The sequence below is a fragment of the Catenulispora subtropica genome (genome assembly GCF_039531675.1).
Classification (GTDB): domain Bacteria; phylum Actinomycetota; class Actinomycetes; order Streptomycetales; family Catenulisporaceae; genus Catenulispora; species Catenulispora subtropica.
Map to the genome: position 1 here is coordinate 15,453 of NZ_BAAAQM010000047.1, position 16,245 is coordinate 31,697.

Below are 16,245 nucleotides of genomic sequence, written 5' to 3' on the forward strand. Positions count from 1 at the left end.
GCCCGTCGTCCGGTGATCAAACGGGTATCGGAAACCACTCCGCCAGGGTGGCGACGGTGCGCGCGGCGTCCGTGTGGTGCAGGCACCTGATACCAATGCGCGCCGCGCCGCGGAGGTTGTGCTCCAGGTCGTCGATCATGACGCAGTCGGCCGGCGGCACGGCGAGACGGGAGCAGGCGAGTTCGTAGATGGCACGGGAGGGCTTGCGGACGCCCACCTCGGCGGAGATCACCACCGTGTCCGCCAGCGCCGCGAGGTCGTAGCCCCGGTAGCAGTCGTCGCCGAGGGAGTTGGAGACGATCGCCACCGGCACCCCCGCCGCCCGCAGCCGCCCGAGCGCGGCGAGCATCGCCTCGTCCGGCTTGAGCAGCGCCTGGAACGCGTCGACGAAGCCCGGCGCGGGCAGGTCGACGCCGCGCGGCGCGAGCACGGCGGCGATGCCGGCTTCGAACTCCGCCTGGCCGATCCGGCCGCACTCGTGCTCGACCAGCAGCTCGCCGGCCGCCGGATCGGAGCTGAACAGCTTCGCGAACAGCTCCGGGTCGCCCGACACCGAGGCCGAATAGGCCTGGAAGGCCTCGAAGACGCTGGACGTCAGCACGCCGCCGAAGTCGGTCAGGACGGCTCGCGGCAGGGTGGTGCTCATGCCGCCGGCCGAGCCACCGGTCTCGCCGGGGTTCGCGGCGTCGTTCGGGCCGCCGGTGCCGGTGCCGGTGCCGGTGCCGGTGCCGGTGCCGCTGTCGCTCTCGCCGACGTTCAGGCCGTCGGTCCCGCCGGTGCTCATGCCGCCCCCAAAGGTTCGAACCGCGGCGGCCGCCGCTCCAGGTAGCTGTGCACGCCCTCGGCCGAGTCCGGGTGCCGGAACGACTCGTCCATCAGCTGGTTCGCCAGCGTGATCGCGGTCGGCAGGTCCGAATCCATCGCCTGGAACACCTGCGACTTCATCAGCGCCATCGACCGGGGCGAGCAGTTCTCGGCGAGGTCTGCGGCGTAGGCGAGGGTGACCGGCAGCAGCTCGTCGGCCGCGACCACCCGGTCGGCCAGGCCCATCGCCAGGGCCTCGGCGCCCAGCACCACGCGCCCGGACAGCAGCAGGTCCAGCGCGCGGCTGTGGCCGACCAGGCGCGGCAGCAGCCACGCGATCCCGTACTCGGCCACCAGCCCGCGCCGCACGAACGCGGTCGTGAACTTGGCCACCGGTGTGGTGAACCGCAGGTCGCAGTACAGCGCCTGCACCAGCCCGAGCCCGGCGACCGGGCCGTTCACCGCCGCGATCAGGGGCTTGCGGAAGGCCAGCGGACGCTCGCGCGGGCGCTTGCGGGCCCGCGCGATGGTGTCCGGGTCGACGGTGCCGAGCTGCGAGAGGTCCTCCAGATCGGCCCCCGCGCAGAACCCGCGTCCGGCGCCGGTGACCACCACGACCCGCACCTCCGGGTCGTCCTCGGCGGCGTCGAGCAGCGCGAAGTACTGCTCCTCCAGCGCCAGGGTCCAGGCGTTCAGCCGGTCCGGCCGGTTGAGGGTGAGCAGCAGCACGGCGCCGTGCCGTTCGGACAGGACCAGATCGGGGCTCTGCGTCATGCGGGATGCCTCCTCGAAGCGTCCGGGGCCTCCGGGACGGATGTACCTCGCCACCGGGATACCGCGCGACCGGGATACCTCGAATTCGCGATACCTTGGAATCGGGATACCTCGTATCCGAGGTACCTCGGTGGCGGGGTAGGGGCTAGTCGCGCGGACCGCCCGCGGCGTAGATGACCTGGCCGGACACGAAGCCGGCGTCCTCGCGCACCAGGAACGACGCCACCGCGGCGATGTCCTCCGGTTGCCCCGACCGGCCGACCGGGATCTGGCTGATCGCCGCCTCGCGGAACGCGTCGAAGTCCACGCCCACCCGCTCCGCGGTGGCGCGGGTCATGGCGGTCTCGATGAAGCCCGGCGCGATCGCGTTGGCGGTCACGCCGAACTTGCCGAGCTCGATCGCCAGCGTCTTGGTGAAGCCCTGCATGCCGGCCTTCGCCGCCGCGTAGTTGGCCTGGCCGCGGTTGCCCAGCGCCGAGGTGCTCGACAGGTTCACGATCCGGCCGAACTTCGCGGCGACCATGTGCGCCTGCACGGCGCGCGCCATCAGGAACGCGCCCCGCAGGTGGACGTTCATCACCGTGTCCCAGTCGTCGACCGTCATCTTGAACAGCAGGTTGTCGCGCAGGACCCCGGCGTTGTTGACCAGCACCGTGGGCGCCCCGAGCTCGGCGGCGATCCGCTCCACGGCGGCGGCCACGGCCTCCTCGGAGGAGACGTCGCAGCCCACGGCCATGGCCGTGCCGCCCTTGGCGGTGATGGCGTCGACGGTCTCGGCGCAGGCCGCCTCGTCCAGGTCCACGACCGCGACGGCGTGGCCGTCCGCGGCCAGCCGCAGCGCGATCGCGGCGCCGATCCCGCGCGCGGCGCCGGTGACGACGGCGACGCGGGCGGCGGAGGTGGTGTCAGTCATCGCAGTGTCCTCAAAGCCTTCGCGATCAGGGAATCGATCTGGTCGGTGGTGGGGGCGTAGGCGGCGGCGCGGTTGCGCGGCTCGTCCTGGATCCGTCGTAGCACGCCCTCGGCGATGATGGCGATTTTCCATAAGCCGAGCGCGTGCCAGAAGGCCAGGGCGGAACCGTCCCGGCCGCTCGCGTCCAGGTAGGCGGCCGCCATCTCGTCCCGCCGGGGGAACCCGGGCAGCGTGGAGAAGCTCAGCAGCCCGGCCCCGGGCTCGCCGGGCTCCGGCCAGTACGCCAGCAGCGTGCCGAGGTCGGCCAGCGGATCGCCGAGCGTGCACAGCTCCCAGTCCAGGACCGAGGCCACGGAGCCGTCCTCGGGGCGCACGATCACGTTCCGCAGGTGGAAGTCCCCGTGCACCAGCGTCAGCTCCCGCTGTTCGGGCACCGCGGCCGCCAGCCGGGCGGTCAGCGTCTCCAGATCGGCCGACTCCCGCGTCTTCGAGTGCTGCCACTGCGTCGTCCAGCGCTTGAGCTGGCGCTCGGCGTACGGCTTGTGGCTGGCCAGGTCGATCAGCCCGGTCTTCTCCAGGTCGACGGTGTGGACCAGGGCCAGCGCGCGGGCGATCGCGAGTCCGACGGCCCGCCGGATCGCCTCCGGAACCGCGTCGACGACCTCCCGCCGGTCCAGCACCAGGCCGTCCACGAACTCCATCAGCACCATCGGCACGTCGTCGACGGTCCGGACGCCGAACACCCGCGGCACCGGCACCTCGGAGTCCTGCAACGCGGTCATGATCCGCGCCTCGCGCGCGACATCGTGCGCGGAGGCCAGCAGCTGCCCCAGCGGCGGCCGCCGCAGCACCCAGCGCCGGTCCGCCCGGCCGGTGGCGTCGGCGACGGTGTAGGTCAGGTTCGACTGTCCGACGCCGACGCGGGTCAGCGTCAGCGGTCCGTCGTGGTCGATCCCCGACTCCTCCAGCCACCCGCCGACGACTCCGGCCAGGCGCTCCGGCTCGGAACGCTCAGACACCGGCCTGTCCCAGCAGCGCCCCGCCGTCGATGGTCAGAGTCTCCCCGGTGATCCAGGCCGCGGCGTCCGAGACGAGGAACGCGACCGCCGAGGAGACGTCATGGGGTTCGCCGATCCGCCCCAGCGGATACGCGCCCGCGACGGCCTCCTCCTGGTCCGCCCACAGGCTCTCGGCCAGCCGGGTCCGCACCACCGCGGGTGCGACCGCGTTCACCCGCACCTTCGGAGCCAGCTCCAGGGCCAGCTGCTTGGTGACGTGGATGAGCGCCGCCTTGCTCGCGTTGTAGACGCCGAGGTTCGCCGCCACGTGGATCCCGCCGATCGAGGCGGTGTTGACGATCGCGCCGCCGTGCTCGCCCATCCACCCCTTCACCGCCAGCGAGGTCCACAGGATCGGGCCCCACAGGTTCGTGTCCAGCGTCTTGGCGAACCGGCTCTTCTCGATGTCGATCAGCGGCCCGTACGCCGGATTGGTGCCGGCGTTGTTGACCAGGATGTCCAGACCGCCGAAGCGCTCCACCGCGAACGCGACGCAAGCCCGCGCCGCCTCCTCGTCCGTCGCGTGCGCCTGGTAGCCCACCGCGGCCCCGGGCCCCTCGACCTGCTTGGCGGCCTCGTCCGCGTGCTCCTGCGTCCGCGAGGTGAGCACGACGTTCGCGCCACCGGCGGCGAGCGTCTGCGCGATGGCCAGCCCGATACCCCGCGAGGCGCCGGTGACGACGGCCGTGCGGCCGGAGAAGTCGAAGTTCAGGGTGCTCATGAAACCTTCCGGTACTTGGCGAGTTCGATCTTGGCGATGGCCCGCTTGTGGACCTCGTCGGGCCCGTCGGCCAGCCGCAGCGTCCGCAGATGCGCCCACGCCCAGGCCAACGGGAAGTCATCGGTGACGCCGGCGCCGCCGTGCACCTGGATCGCCCGGTCGATGATCCGCAGCGCCATCTCCGGCGCCGCGACCTTGATCGCGGCGATCTCGGTCCGCGCGGCCTTGTTGCCGACCGTGTCCATCATCCAGGCCGCCTTCAGCGTCAGCAGCCGCGTCCGCTCGATGTCGATCCGGGCCTCGGCGATCCAGTCCTGGATGTTCGCCCGCTCCGCCAGCGGCCGGCCGAACGTGACCCGGTCCACGGCCCGCCGGCACATCAGCTCCAACGCCCGCTCGGCCATGCCGATGGTGCGCATGCAGTGGTGGATGCGGCCCGGCCCCAGACGGGCCTGGCTGATGGCGAAACCCTCGCCCTCACCCTTCAGCAGGTCCTCGAAGGGCACGAAGACGTCCTCGAAGAGGATCTCGGCGTGCCCCTCCCGGTCCTGGTACCCGAACACCGGCAGGGACCGCACGATCGTCACCCCCGGCGCGTCCAAAGGCACGACCATCATCGACTGCTGCCGATGCGGCGCGGCCTCCGGATCGGTCTTGCCCATGACGATGAGCACACGGCAGTTCTGGTGCATCGCATTGGAGGCGAACCACTTGCGGCCGTTGAGCACATAGCCGCCGCGGGACTCATCCCGCACCATGCTCATCTCGATGTTGGTGGCATCCGAGCTGGCCACTCCCGGCTCCGTCATCGCGAAGCCGGAACGGATCTCCCCATCGAGCAGCGGCCGAAGCCACTTCTCCTTGTGCGCGTCCGTACCGAAGAGGGTCAGCACCTCCATGTTGCCGGTGTCCGGTGCGGCACAGTTGGTGGCCTCAGGCGCCAGGTGGCTGCGCCCCATGATCTCGGCCAGCGGCGCGTACTCCAGATTGGTGAGCCCGGGGCCCCATTCCGGATGCGGGTGGAAGAGATTCCACAATCCCCGCTTCCGCGCCTCGACCTTCAACTCCTCGACGACCGCGGGCTGGTGATGAGGGTCGCCCGAGGCGCGCATCTGCTCCTCATAGACCTCTTCGGCGGGATAGACCGACTCGTCCATGAAGGCGAGCAGATCGTCCTGGTACCGCTGAGCGCGGTCGGAGACGCTGAACATGCTTCCGGTATAGTTGAGGTCGGCGTCAAGTTCAAGTAGGAGGACGACGTTTCCCGATGGCCAGAAGCGAGGTACGCGTCACACCCCGCAGCGCCCGCGGCATCCGCACCAGGGCCGCCCTGATCACCGCCGCCCGCGTGGTCTTCGAACGCGACGGGTACCTGGAGGCGCGCCTGAGCGACATCTCGGCCGAAGCCGGCGTGGCATCCGGATCGCTCTACACCTACTTCGACGGCAAAGAGGAGATCTTCCAGGCGGTGGCGGAGCAGGTCACCGAGGAGATGGTCCACCCTCACCTCCGGGCCCGCACCGGCATCACGGATCCCCGCGAACTCATCGATCTGGCGAACCGCGAGTACCTCCGCTCCTACAAGAAGAACGCCAAGCTCATGGGCCTGTTCGAGCAGGTCTCCCAGATCGACGAGAACTTCCGCAAGGTCCGCGTCGAGCGCGCGGACGCCTTCGTCCAGCGCAACGCGAAGATGATCCGGAACCTGCAGGAGCAGGGCCTGGCCGACACCGAACTCGACCCGCTGCTGACGGCGCACGCGCTGTCGGGCATGGTGTCGCGGATGGCCTATGTCGCGTTCGTCCAGGGGACGCCCATGCCGTTCGAGCGGCTGGTCACGACGCTGAACCGGATCTGGGTCAACGCGTTGGGGCTGTAGGAGCCCGGGCGGGGACTTCCAGCGGGTCGGTCCAAGCCCGGTCCAGCCTGGTCCAGCCCGGTCCAGCCTGGTCCAGCCTGGTCCAGCCCGGCCCAACCCAGTTGGACCGGACTGGATCCAGCCCGCTTCAGCTCACCGGCAACCCGACCAACTCCGCCAACCGTCCCCGATGCCGAGCCGCCGTGCCGAAAGCGAGCGACGCACTCTTCGCCCGCTTCAAATACAGGTGCGCCGGATGCTCCCACGTGAAGCCGATGCCACCATGCATCTGCACGCATTCCTCCGCGGCCTGCACCGCGACCACCGAACAGTGCGCCTGTGCCACCGCGACCGCGATCGCGCGCTCCTCGCCCTTCGCCGAGACCGCGTGCCGAGCGACCGCGCGAGCCTGCGCGATCTGCACCCACAACTGCGCGAGCCGGTGCTTGAGCCCTTGGTAGGAGCCGATCGCGCGGCCGAACTGGTGGCGGGTCTTCACGTACTCGACCGTGAGCGACAGGCAGCGTTCCGCCAGCCCGAGCTGCTCCGACGCCAATACGGCGGCGGCCACGGTGAGAGCTTCGTCGAGCGCCGAGTAGCCGATGGCGAGGAGCTCGCCGGGGGAGTCCTCAAGCTCGAGGTCGCACAGGACCCGGGTCATGTCCAGCGAGGTGACCGGCGTGCGCCGGACATCGGCGGCCCGCACCGCGTAGAGCGAGCCGTCAGCCGGAACGATGAGCACATCCGCCGGCAGCGCGTCGGCGACACTGGTCACCCGCCCCGTGAGGCGCGCCTCACGGACATCGTCCCGCGGCGGCCACGGCGTCACCGACACCGTGTTCCTCCGCCCGTTGCCCGGCAACGTCGAGAACGGGACCGCCACCGCGATCGTCTGCTCGCCGCCGGCGGCCAGACGCAGGCGGTCATCGGTATCCGGCAGGGCCATCAGCAACGCGGTCGCCGTCAGGTTGCCGAGAAACGGCACTGGTGCGACCGCTTTCCCCAACTCCTCGGCGACCACGGCGGCCTCGCGGAGGGAAGCGCCCGATCCGCCGAGTTCCTCCGGCACCAACAGGCCCGCCGCGCCGATACCGGCCCCGAGCGCCTTCCACAGGTCGGCGTCGTAGGGCTCTGACGACTCGGTCCGCGCCAGCACGGCCGCCCACGGCGCCCGCGCGGCCAGGAGGTCGGCGACCGCCGCGCGCAGCTCCTCTTCGGTCTCTGAATAGAGCAGCTCGTCGCTCACCGGGCCAGGTCCTTCCACGCGACGTCCTTGTCGGTTCGGATCTCGCCGGGGAGCCCGAGGACGCGTTCCGCGATGATGTTGAGCAGGATCTCCGACGTGCCGCCCTCGATGGAGTTCCCCTTGGCGCGCAGGTAGCGATACCCGGGTGACCGCCCGACGAAGTCCACCGTGTCCGGCCGCCGCATCGTCCAGTCGTCGTAGCGGAGGCCCTCCTCGCCGAGCAGCTCGAGCTCCAGTCCCGACAGCTGCTGGTTGAGGGTGGCGAAGGCGTACTTCGCAGCCGATCCCTCCGGCCCGGGCTGTCCCGCTGCCAACTGCGCCGACAGCCGCATCGCGGTCAGCCTCGCCGCCTCCGCCGCCACCCACAGGGTCATCAGGCGGTCGTGGAGTGCGGGCTCCCGGATCTCGGGCCGGTTCCGCCATGTCTCGGCGAGCACGCCGATCATGCCGGACTCGCGGGGCGCCGTCCCGCCCCCGATCGCCACCCGCTCGTTCATCAGCGTCGTCTGCGCGACGCGCCAGCCGTCGCCGACGGCGCCGAGCCGCTGGTCGTCGGGGATCCGCACGTCCGTCAGGAACACCTCGTTGAACTCGGCCTCGCCGGTGATCTGCCGCAGCGGCCGGACCTCCACCCCCGGGGCGGTCATGTCCAGCACGAAGTACGTCAGGCCCTGGTGCTTCGGGACGTCCGGATCGGTGCGGGTGACCAGGATCGCCCAGCGCGCCTCGTGGGCCATGGACGTCCAGACCTTCTGGCCGTTGACGATCCACTCGTCGCCGTCCCGCACCGCACGCGTCGCCAGCGCGGCGAGGTCGGACCCGGCACCCGGCTCACTGAACAGCTGGCACCACACCTCCTCGCCGCACCACAGCGGCCGCAGCCACCGCTTCTTCTGCTCGTCGGTGCCGAACGCGAGGATCGTCGGCGCAGCCATGCCCAGGCCGATGCCGATACGCCGCGGATCGTTGTCCGGGGCGCCGGCGTCGGCGAACACCTTCTCCGCGACCGGCTGCAGATCGCGCGGCAGGGATTGTCCGCCCAGGCCGGGCGGGTAGTGGAGCCAGGCCAAGCCCGCATCGAAGCGGTTCCGCAGGAACTCGCGTTCCTCCATGGCGAGGGGATCGTGGGCGGCGAGGAATTCGTGGATTCGGTTCTCGAGGTCGTGCGGGGTGGTCAATGTCGGCACCCTTGCTTTCCAACCGGCCGGTGACTGTCCGCTCAGTATTCTCCCGGGACGAGTGGTGTCAACAGGGGAGAGAACGGTGCGGCCCCGCTTCCCCGCGAGCGGCGCCGCACGTTCGGACCAGGTCAGCCGTTGGCGCTCAGCTGTCCGCGGTGGGGAACCGAACAGTGCCGACCATGCTCGCCGACCACAACATGTGCGGCGTGATCTCGTTGATCAGCGTCGCGTAGTCCAGGTTGTTCCCATCGACGTGGTCGATGTCGAGCGCCCACACGCGGAACACATAGTGATGCGGCTGCCCCGTGGGCGGCGGGCACGGCCCGGCGTAGCCGGTCGTCACGCCGTCGTAGTCCGTGACGCCCTCGCTGTAGGGGTTGGAACCGTGACCCGCCAGCCCGCTCACATTCCCCGGGATGTTGTAGACGACCCAGTGCGTGAATCCGGGGTTCATCGGGGTGTCCACGTCCGTGACGGTCACCGCGAACCCCTTGGTGCCCGCCGGCGGGTTGACCCACTTCAACGCCGGCGCCAGGTTCTTGCCCGGGCACGCCGGGTCCTTCCCCCACACCGTCCAGGACGGCAGCTTCCCCCCGTCCTTGAAGTCCGGGCTGCTCAGCAGCATCGGGGTGAGCTTGGGGTGGCTCGCGGTGGCGGCGAGCGCGGTGGCGGTACCGGCGGCGGACAGGACGAGGGCGGCCGACAGGGCGACGGCCGCACGGCGCCGCGGGCGCCGGAACTTCCAACTCATGGGATGCCTCCTCGTTCACGCCGGGAACTCCCCGGCGTCGAGAGAGCAGGACGCTGTGACCGGCGCACCGCGTTGCGGGACCACAGAAGAATCCGGTGTCAATATTCGATAACGGCGCGATCCGCGGCGAGCCCGAAGCCCGAAGCCCGACCCCAGCGCGGGCCGTCTCAACACTCGTCGTCGGCCCACCACGCCTTGGCGGCGGCCAGCAGCCGCTGCCGGACCAGCGCCACGTGGGGATTCGCCGACCCGCCGGGCCGATGGACGAGGAACGCGGTGTTCAGCGGCGCCTCCTCAGGCTGGTGCAGCAGGGTCAGGCTCCCGCTGTCCAACTCGGCCCGGCACAGGTATTTCGGCAGCACGCTCCATCCCGCCCCGGCCACCACCGCCGTCCGGACCCCGCGGAGATCAGGAATCGTCGTCAGCAGCCCCGGGGCGACGATCCGGTCGTTGAAGACGTAGCGCCAGTAGCGCCGGATGATCGGCAGATCGGTGTCGTAGGCGACCGCCGGGACGTCGGCCAGGGCCGCCGGGAGGGGTGCGCCCCTCACTCGCCCGGCCCATTCCGGCGCGGCCACCAACACGAACTCCTCATCGCTGAAAGGCTCCGCGACCAGTACCCCGTCCGCCGGGCGCCGTGTCGACACGACCAGGTCGTGCCGCCCGCCTCGCAGCTCCTCCAGCAGCTGTTCGGTCAGCCCCGTCGCGACCCGCAGCTGCACTCCCTGCGCGACCAGCGGCGCGAGCAGCCGCATTCCGACCGCGCCGAGGAACTCCGCCGGGCCCGCCAGATGCACCGGCTCGGTGACCGCCGTGCGGCCTCCGTCGGCGACGTCCGACAGCCGGTCCAGCGGTGCGGCGACCTGGCCGGCCAGCTCGTCCGCGTACGGCAGCGGCGCGACACCGCGGGGCCGCCGCTCGAACAGCTCCCGTCCCAAGCGGGTCTCCAGGGCCCGGATCTGCGTGGTGACGGTCGACTGCGACACGCCCAGCAGATGCGCGGCGGCGGTGAACGATCCCGCGCGGTGGACCGCCAAGAAGGTGCGCAGTTGGTTCAGGTCCAGTGGTTCGGCCATGGGGCGAGCCTAGACAGGCCGACGGCGATGTCACTGATCAGCGAGCATCGGGCGGCCGCCTCTGTGACGCGTGTGGGCGCCGGGGAATACGGCGCTGATGAGCGTAAGTGCTCACCGGTTCGGCTGATGTGAAGAGCGGTGCAGTCGATGCACAGGTGAGATGGGAGGGGTTTCCGCACCGAGGAAGGGTGCGCCCGGAAGGAGGACATGGTGTTCCGCGGTTCGAAGGGTACGTTCGTAGTGGGTCTGTGCGCGCTGGCCGTCGCGGTGTCGGCGGCGCCCGCCCGATCTCTAGCCACCGCTCCAGCCGGGGCGGCGCTGTCTCCGACGCCGCACAACCACGGCGGCCCACTCCACGCACAGACGCTCGCCGACCTGGCCACCGCGATGACCGGCGAGGCGTATGCCTACGCCGCCTACAGCCTCTACGCTGCCGAGGCCGACCGGCAGGGCCTGCCGGCCGTCGGCAAGCTCTTCCGGAGCACGGCGCAGACCGAGCTGAACGAGCATCTGCGCGAGGCGGCGACCCTCGCCGGAACCGTCGGATCGAACGCGGCCAACCTGAGCCAGGCCATCAGCGGCGAGACCTACGAACACCAGGTGATGTACCCCGGCTTCGCCGAGCAGGCCCGTGCGGACGGGGACGACGAGGCCGCGGAACTCTTCAGCGAGATCGCCGCCGACGAAGGCCGGCACCTCGACAACTTTCGCACGGCCCTCACAGCCGTGACCACCGGCTCCGGAACCATTCCGGCGCCGCCGGAGGCAGATGTGGTCACGGTGCCCGCCGGGCTGCCGAAGGTCAGGGCCGCCCGCACCCTGACCAACCTGGACACCGCCATGCACGGCGAGGCGCTGGCGCACGCCAAGTACATGCTCTTCTCCGCCCACGCCAGACAAACGGGCAACACCGCGCTGGCCCTTCTGTGGGAGGGCACCGCCGAGGTCGAGCTGCAGGAGCATTTCGCCGGCGAGGCAGTGCTGGCCGGTCTGGTCCGCACAACGGAGACGAACCTGCGCACGGCCATCGCCGGCGAATACAAGGAAGCCACCACCGTGTACCCGACGTTCGCCAGGCAGGCCGCCGCTGTCGGTGACACCGCCGCCGCCAGATACTTCCGCGACACCGCCGCTGACGAAGCCAGGCACGAAGCCGCTTTCCAGAGGGCCCTCGACCAGTTGCACTGATCGCCTGGGGCGACAGGCCGGCGCGGCTGAGCCATCGGGATGCCGATACCACCCATCGGAGTGCCCATTGGCGCCGATAGGTTCATGAGCTTTAGTTTCGACGCATGGCGAAGATTCTCATGGTCTTGACCGGTGCCGACTCCTGGACGCTGAAGGACGGCACACAGCACCCGACCGGCTTCTGGGCCGAGGAGGTCGTGGTGCCCTACCAGGCGCTCAAGGCCGCCGGCCACCAGGTCGCGGTCGCGACGCCCGGCGGCGTGGTGCCGACGGCGGACGCCGGCAGTCTGACGGCCGAGTTCAGCGGCGGCGGTGCCCGGACGATGCAGGAGGCCGTCGACGCGATGGCCGAGCTGCGGACCCCGCTGGTGCTCGCCGACGTGGCGGTCGGCGACTACGACGCCGTGCTGTACCCCGGCGGCCACGGTCCGATGGAGGACCTCGCCGTCGACGCCGACTCCGGCCGCCTGCTGACCGCCGCCCTGGCGTCCGGCAAGCCGCTGGCCGTCGTGTGCCACGGTCCCGCCGCGCTGCTCGCCGCCCGGCGGGAGGACGGGACCTCGGCCTTCGCCGGCTACCGCGTGGCGGCCTTCACCAACGCCGAGGAGATCCAGGCCGGCCTGGGCGACCGGGCGAAGTGGCTGCTGCAGGACCGGCTGGAGGCCGACGGGGTGGTCGTCGAGGTCGCCGAGCCGTGGACCTCGCACGTGGTGGTCGACCGGAACCTGATCACCGGGCAGAACCCGATGTCGTCGGCGAGACTGGCGGAGGAACTGGTGAAGCGGCTCGGCTGAGTGAGCCGGGTGGTGGTCCTGTCTGTGCTGCGATCTGTCCGTCCCTGGTGTCCCTTCTTCACTCTCTTGGAGTAATCCGTGTCCGTTCCCAGCCGTGAATGGCAGTTGATCGCCCGCCCGGTCGGGCAGCCGAGGCCCACCGATTTCCGTCTCCTGCGGGCCGAGGTGGCCGATCCGGGGCCGGGGCAGATCCTCGTGCGGAACACCTGGCTGTCCGTCGACCCCTACATGCGGGGCCGGATGGATGACGTTCCCTCGTACATCCCACCCTTTCAGCTCAACGAGCCGATGACGGGCAGCGCGGTCGGGGTGGTGACGGCCGTTGGGGACGGGGCGGCCGTGCCGGTGGGCGCCGTGGTCCTGCACTTCGCGGGATGGCGTGAGTACGCGTTGCTGGACGCGTCGAAGGTGCAGGTGCTCGACACGACGAAGGTGTCCGCGCAGGCCTTCCTCGGCGTCCTCGGCACCACCGGTCTGACCGCCTACGTCGGCCTCACCGAGATCGCGCCGGTGAAGGAGGGCGACGTCGTCTTCATCTCGGGGGCGGCCGGCGCCGTCGGATCGATCGCCGGCCAGATCGCGAAGAAGCTCGGGGCGTCGCGCGTCATCGGGTCGGCCGGCGGGCCGCAGAAGGTGAAGCGCCTCATCGAGGACTACGGCTTCGACGCCGGGATCGACTACCGCGAGGGCGACCTCGTCGGTCAGCTGAAGCGGGAGGCGCCGAACGGTGTCGACGTCTACTTCGACAACGTCGGCGGCGACCACCTGGACGCGGCCCTGGTCTCGATGAACCTGTTCGGGCGGATCGCGCTGTGCGGCGCCATCTCCGCCTACAACGAGTCCGCGCTGCCGCCCGGTCCGCCGCACCTGCCGCTGGCCATCGGCAAGAGCCTGACCCTGCGCGGCTTCACCATCGGGCACCACATGAAGACGGCGCCGGAGTACATCGGCAAGGCCGTCGGGTGGCTCGCCGAGGGGTCGCTGCGCGCCGACGAGACCGTCGTGGAGGGAATCGAGAACGCCCTGGATGCCTTCTTCGGACTGATGAGCGGCGCCAACACGGGCAAGATGCTGGTGCGGTTGCCGGAGAGCTGATCGTTGGGAGGACCCATGTCACGCATCGTGATCGCCGGAGGCCACGGGCAGATCGCCCTGTTGCTGGAGGCCCGGCTGAGTGCCGCCGGGCACACGGTGCAGGGCCTGCTGCGGCGCCCGGACGGGGCCGACGACCTGGTGGCCGCGGGTGCCGAGCCCGTGGTCTTCGACCTGGAGCGGGCCAGCACCGCCGATCTGGCGGACGTGATCCGCGGTGCCGATGCCGTGGTGTTCGCGGCCGGGGCCGGGCCGGGCAGCAGCGCCGAGCGCAAGTACACCGTCGACCTCGGCGGGTCGGTGCTGCTGGCCGACGCCGCCGAGCTGGCCGGGGTGCGGCGGTTCGTGCAGGTGTCGTCCCGCGGTGCGGGCGCTCCCGCGGCGGAGGGCTCGGATCCGGTCTGGACGGCGTATCTGGACGCGAAGACCAGGGCCGAGGACGACCTGCGCGGGCGCAAGCTCGACTGGACCATCATCCGTCCCGGCGGGCTGCTGAACACCCCCGGCCTCGGCGAGGTCCAGCTCGCCCCGCACGTCAGCGGCGGCACGATTCCGCGGGAGGACGTGGCGCACGTTCTCGCGGAGGTCATCGACCAGGGGGCCGCGCTCGGGCAGACCCTCGAACTGGTGTCCGGGGCGGTCCCGATTTTTCAGGCCGTTCAAGCGTGGAAGGGCTGAGCAATGCAATACATCACTTTGAATGACGACGTCCGGATCCCCCAGCTCGGCTTCGGGGTCTGGCAGATCCCGGACGCCCAGGCGTACGAAGCGGTCTCCACGGCGCTCGAGGCCGGCTACCGCCACGTCGACACCGCGGCCGCCTACGAGAACGAAGCCGGTGTGGGCCGCGCGATCCGGGAGTCCGGGGTCCCCCGTGAGGACGTCTTCCTCACCACCAAGCTGTGGAACGGCGACCAGGGCTACGACACCACCCTCCGGGCCTTCGACCTGAGCCTGGAGCGTCTCGGCACCGACTATGTGGATCTGTATTTGATTCACTGGCCGGTCCCGGAACAGGATTTGTATATCGAAAGCTGGCGCGCTCTGGAGAAGATCGCGGCCGACGGCCGGGCCCGGGCGATCGGCGTCTCGAACTTCACGGCCGAGACGCTGGACCGGCTGCTCAAGGAGGGCACCACGCCCCCGGCGATCAACCAGATCGAGCTGCACCCCTACTTCCCGCAGGCGGCGATGCGCGAGTACGACCGCAAGCACGGCATCGTGACCGAGGCCTGGAGCCCGCTCGGCCAGGGCGGCGACCTGCTCGGCGAGCCGCTGCTGACCCGGCTGGGCGGCCTGTACGGCAAGACCCCGGCCCAGGTCGTGATCCGCTGGCACCTCCAGCTCGGCAACGTCGTCATCCCGAAGTCCGCCACCCCGTCCCGCATCCGCGAGAACTTCGACGTCTTCGACTTCGACCTGACGCCGGACGAGATCGACGAGATCACGGCGCTCGGCGGCGCCGGCGGCCGCATCGGGCCCGACCCCGCGGTGTTCAACTACACGGGATGAGGCCGGCCCGCGCCGCACCTGGGAGGGTGGTCATGGGAGGAACGGATCGCGCTCCGATCGAGGTCCGCCCCGTCAGGAAGCGGGAGTGAGAGCCTCCCGCAGTTCCAGTGTGATCCGGTGCCACGCGCTCTGCTGCCCGCCGTCGCCCCACTCCTCGGCGAGTTCGCTGTCCTCTCCCATCACCCGGTCGATCGCGGAGACGGCCAGGGGACGCAGGTCGTCGGGGAGCACGGGCAGCGGCTTCTTGGGGCCGTAGTGCGGCGAGACGAAGCGCGCGCCGTCGGCGAGTTCCCGGGCTATCAGCGCCGCCGCCGCTATCGCCGCGGCGCCGATGTCGCTGTCCAGGTAGCCGGTGCAGGCGACGGCCTCCTGCAGGGCCGCTCGCAGCGCCGCCGGGCGGTCGGCGTCCGCGAGGCCGTCCAGGCGGCCGCCGAAGTCGGCGGCGTCGTCGTTCTCGAAGGGGCCGAAGTCCCAAGCGCCCATGGTGTCCCTACTCCTCGTCCTCTGAGTCCTCGTCGCCGCTGAACGCGGCCAGAGCTTCCGGGGTGCGGCCCCGGACACTGATCCAGCTGCCGCCGCTGACATGGGCCAGCAGGTCCGGACCGACGTGGAAGCCGGTCTCGCACCAGGCCGGGGCCAACGACGGCAGCGGCCGCAGGCCGAGGTCCTCCAGGATCCCCGGGCTGAAGTCGGTGCCGTCGGTCAGGTCCTCGGTGTCTTCGAGCACGGTCTCGGCCAGGACCATCTCGGCCAGCGCCAGGGAGAGCCGGTCGGTCCACGGCGTCCAGTGCTCTTGGCTCTTGTCCGCCATGTCGGAGCGGAGGTAGGTCGGCGGATCGTCCTGTCCGAGGTCTTCGAGCAGGACGCCCCACCAGCACACGCCCTGGTTCTCCTCGCGGAAGACGAGGGCGCCCTCGTAGAGGTCGAGGTCGCCCGGGGTGCTGAACGGATCCTGGTTGCGGGTCAGGTCGTCACGCCGTCCGAAGAGCTGGAACGCTTCGCGGAGGGCGGCGGGAAGGGGCAGGCCGAGGCGGACGGCGGCCGCGTCGAGTTCCTCCTCGGGGCAGCCGTCGCGGGGGCCGAGCGGGCGGGCCGACCAGTCGGCCGCGACGATCTTGATCAGGTCCCAGACGGCGGCGCGATCGGGGGAGTCCACCGCCGCCCGCGTCGCACCGGCTATCCGCACCTCGCTGTCGGTCATGGCGCACACCGTAACGGCGGCCACCGTCAGAAGGAGACAGAGGGAGCCGGGACCGCCGAGTTGGTCCAGGATGGCC

18 protein-coding genes are annotated in these 16,245 nt (G+C 70.9%); 6 read left to right on the forward strand and 12 right to left on the reverse strand.

The genetic code is table 11. The annotated features are described in order from the left end of the window. Nucleotides 1-16: 16 nt before the first annotated feature. The 6 genes from ABD466_RS32020 to ABD466_RS32045 all read right to left on the reverse strand — a co-directional run bounded on the left by ABD466_RS32020 (nt 17) and on the right by ABD466_RS32045 (nt 5,481). Nucleotides 17-784, reverse strand: coding sequence for an HAD family hydrolase (locus ABD466_RS32020; protein ID WP_344660955.1), 768 nt, complete (start codon nt 782-784; stop codon nt 17-19). After that, the gene (locus ABD466_RS32025; protein ID WP_344660956.1) at nt 781-1,578 is read right to left on the reverse strand and encodes an enoyl-CoA hydratase-related protein; all 798 of its coding nucleotides are present in this window, start codon (nt 1,576-1,578) and stop codon (nt 781-783) included. Before ABD466_RS32025 ends, ABD466_RS32020 begins: the two co-directional genes overlap by 4 nt. Nucleotides 1,579-1,723: 145 nt before the next feature. After that, nucleotides 1,724-2,491: a 3-oxoacyl-ACP reductase FabG gene (fabG, locus tag ABD466_RS32030; protein WP_344660957.1), complete on the reverse strand. Its 768-nt coding sequence runs from the start codon at nt 2,489-2,491 to the stop codon at nt 1,724-1,726. Continuing rightward, on the reverse strand, nt 2,488-3,510 hold the full coding sequence (locus tag ABD466_RS32035) for a phosphotransferase family protein (protein ID WP_425558804.1): 1,023 nt from the start codon (nt 3,508-3,510) through the stop codon (nt 2,488-2,490). Before ABD466_RS32035 ends, fabG begins: the two co-directional genes overlap by 4 nt. Continuing rightward, nucleotides 3,503-4,270 carry an SDR family oxidoreductase gene (locus ABD466_RS32040; protein ID WP_344660958.1) on the reverse strand — a complete coding sequence of 256 codons (768 nt, stop codon included), beginning with the start codon at nt 4,268-4,270 and terminating at the stop codon, nt 3,503-3,505. Before ABD466_RS32040 ends, ABD466_RS32035 begins: the two co-directional genes overlap by 8 nt. Then, entirely contained in the window at nt 4,267-5,481 is a 1,215-nt protein-coding gene (locus ABD466_RS32045) for an acyl-CoA dehydrogenase family protein (RefSeq protein WP_344660959.1), read from the reverse strand. Before ABD466_RS32045 ends, ABD466_RS32040 begins: the two co-directional genes overlap by 4 nt. Before the next feature lie 56 nt (nt 5,482-5,537). Between ABD466_RS32045 and ABD466_RS32050 the strand changes: the two genes are divergently transcribed. Continuing rightward, a complete protein-coding gene (locus tag ABD466_RS32050) occupies nt 5,538-6,149 on the forward strand; it encodes a TetR/AcrR family transcriptional regulator (protein ID WP_344660960.1) in 612 nt (203 codons plus the stop codon). Nucleotides 6,150-6,276: 127 nt separating this feature from the next. Here ABD466_RS32050 and ABD466_RS32055 read toward each other — a convergent pair whose 3' ends face one another. The 4 genes from ABD466_RS32055 to ABD466_RS32070 form a co-directional block, all read right to left on the reverse strand. After that, on the reverse strand, nt 6,277-7,374 hold the full coding sequence (locus tag ABD466_RS32055; protein WP_344660961.1) for an acyl-CoA dehydrogenase family protein: 1,098 nt from the start codon (nt 7,372-7,374) through the stop codon (nt 6,277-6,279). Continuing rightward, a complete protein-coding gene (locus ABD466_RS32060; protein ID WP_425558805.1) occupies nt 7,371-8,552 on the reverse strand; it encodes an acyl-CoA dehydrogenase family protein in 1,182 nt (393 codons plus the stop codon). Before ABD466_RS32060 ends, ABD466_RS32055 begins: the two co-directional genes overlap by 4 nt. 145 nt (nt 8,553-8,697) lie before the next feature. After that, nucleotides 8,698-9,306 carry a YbhB/YbcL family Raf kinase inhibitor-like protein gene (locus ABD466_RS32065; protein WP_344660963.1) on the reverse strand — a complete coding sequence of 203 codons (609 nt, stop codon included), beginning with the start codon at nt 9,304-9,306 and terminating at the stop codon, nt 8,698-8,700. Between the two features lie 167 nt (nt 9,307-9,473). Further along, entirely contained in the window at nt 9,474-10,382 is a 909-nt protein-coding gene (locus ABD466_RS32070) for a LysR family transcriptional regulator (protein ID WP_344660964.1), read from the reverse strand. 207 nt (nt 10,383-10,589) lie between these two features. On the opposite strand from ABD466_RS32070, the gene ABD466_RS32075 reads away from it, so the two are divergent. From ABD466_RS32075 to ABD466_RS32095, 5 genes are all read left to right on the forward strand, one after another. Beyond that, nucleotides 10,590-11,570, forward strand: a complete 981-nt coding sequence (locus tag ABD466_RS32075; RefSeq protein ID WP_344660965.1) for a ferritin family protein — start codon at nt 10,590-10,592, stop codon at nt 11,568-11,570. A 104-nt stretch (nt 11,571-11,674) separates the two neighbouring features. Further along, nucleotides 11,675-12,364 carry a type 1 glutamine amidotransferase domain-containing protein gene (locus tag ABD466_RS32080; RefSeq protein ID WP_344660966.1) on the forward strand — a complete coding sequence of 230 codons (690 nt, stop codon included), beginning with the start codon at nt 11,675-11,677 and terminating at the stop codon, nt 12,362-12,364. 78 nt (nt 12,365-12,442) lie between these two features. Further along, nucleotides 12,443-13,459 carry an NADP-dependent oxidoreductase gene (locus tag ABD466_RS32085; protein ID WP_344660967.1) on the forward strand — a complete coding sequence of 339 codons (1,017 nt, stop codon included), beginning with the start codon at nt 12,443-12,445 and terminating at the stop codon, nt 13,457-13,459. 15 nt (nt 13,460-13,474) lie between these two features. Next, nucleotides 13,475-14,134: an SDR family oxidoreductase gene (locus tag ABD466_RS32090; protein WP_344660968.1), complete on the forward strand. Its 660-nt coding sequence runs from the start codon at nt 13,475-13,477 to the stop codon at nt 14,132-14,134. Between the two features lie 3 nt (nt 14,135-14,137). Continuing rightward, nucleotides 14,138-14,968, forward strand: coding sequence for an aldo/keto reductase (locus tag ABD466_RS32095; RefSeq protein ID WP_344660969.1), 831 nt, complete (start codon nt 14,138-14,140; stop codon nt 14,966-14,968). 72 nt (nt 14,969-15,040) lie between these two features. On the opposite strand, the gene ABD466_RS32100 is transcribed toward ABD466_RS32095, so the two are convergent. Together ABD466_RS32100 and ABD466_RS32105 are read right to left on the reverse strand one after the other, a co-directional pair. Beyond that, nucleotides 15,041-15,451: a DUF4259 domain-containing protein gene (locus ABD466_RS32100; protein WP_344660970.1), complete on the reverse strand. Its 411-nt coding sequence runs from the start codon at nt 15,449-15,451 to the stop codon at nt 15,041-15,043. Between the two features lie 7 nt (nt 15,452-15,458). Continuing rightward, nucleotides 15,459-16,169 (reverse strand): SMI1/KNR4 family protein, encoded by a 711-nt coding sequence (locus ABD466_RS32105; protein ID WP_344660971.1) that lies wholly within the window; start codon nt 16,167-16,169, stop codon nt 15,459-15,461. Nucleotides 16,170-16,245: the final 76 nt, after the last annotated feature.

Coding starts and splice junctions, on each gene's coding strand:
- ABD466_RS32020 (WP_344660955.1), bottom strand. CDS start 784: ATGAGCACCGGCGGGACCGACGGCCTGAACGTCGGCGAGAGCGACAGC.
- ABD466_RS32025 (WP_344660956.1), bottom strand. CDS start 1,578: ATGACGCAGAGCCCCGATCTGGTCCTGTCCGAACGGCACGGCGCCGTG.
- fabG (WP_344660957.1), bottom strand. CDS start 2,491: ATGACTGACACCACCTCCGCCGCCCGCGTCGCCGTCGTCACCGGCGCC.
- ABD466_RS32040 (WP_344660958.1), bottom strand. CDS start 4,270: ATGAGCACCCTGAACTTCGACTTCTCCGGCCGCACGGCCGTCGTCACC.
- ABD466_RS32045 (WP_344660959.1), bottom strand. CDS start 5,481: ATGTTCAGCGTCTCCGACCGCGCTCAGCGGTACCAGGACGATCTGCTC.
- ABD466_RS32050 (WP_344660960.1), top strand. CDS start 5,538: ATGGCCAGAAGCGAGGTACGCGTCACACCCCGCAGCGCCCGCGGCATC.
- ABD466_RS32065 (WP_344660963.1), bottom strand. CDS start 9,306: ATGAGTTGGAAGTTCCGGCGCCCGCGGCGCCGTGCGGCCGTCGCCCTG.
- ABD466_RS32070 (WP_344660964.1), bottom strand. CDS start 10,382: ATGGCCGAACCACTGGACCTGAACCAACTGCGCACCTTCTTGGCGGTC.
- ABD466_RS32075 (WP_344660965.1), top strand. CDS start 10,590: ATGGTGTTCCGCGGTTCGAAGGGTACGTTCGTAGTGGGTCTGTGCGCG.
- ABD466_RS32080 (WP_344660966.1), top strand. CDS start 11,675: ATGGCGAAGATTCTCATGGTCTTGACCGGTGCCGACTCCTGGACGCTG.
- ABD466_RS32090 (WP_344660968.1), top strand. CDS start 13,475: ATGTCACGCATCGTGATCGCCGGAGGCCACGGGCAGATCGCCCTGTTG.
- ABD466_RS32095 (WP_344660969.1), top strand. CDS start 14,138: ATGCAATACATCACTTTGAATGACGACGTCCGGATCCCCCAGCTCGGC.
- ABD466_RS32100 (WP_344660970.1), bottom strand. CDS start 15,451: ATGGGCGCTTGGGACTTCGGCCCCTTCGAGAACGACGACGCCGCCGAC.
- ABD466_RS32105 (WP_344660971.1), bottom strand. CDS start 16,169: ATGACCGACAGCGAGGTGCGGATAGCCGGTGCGACGCGGGCGGCGGTG.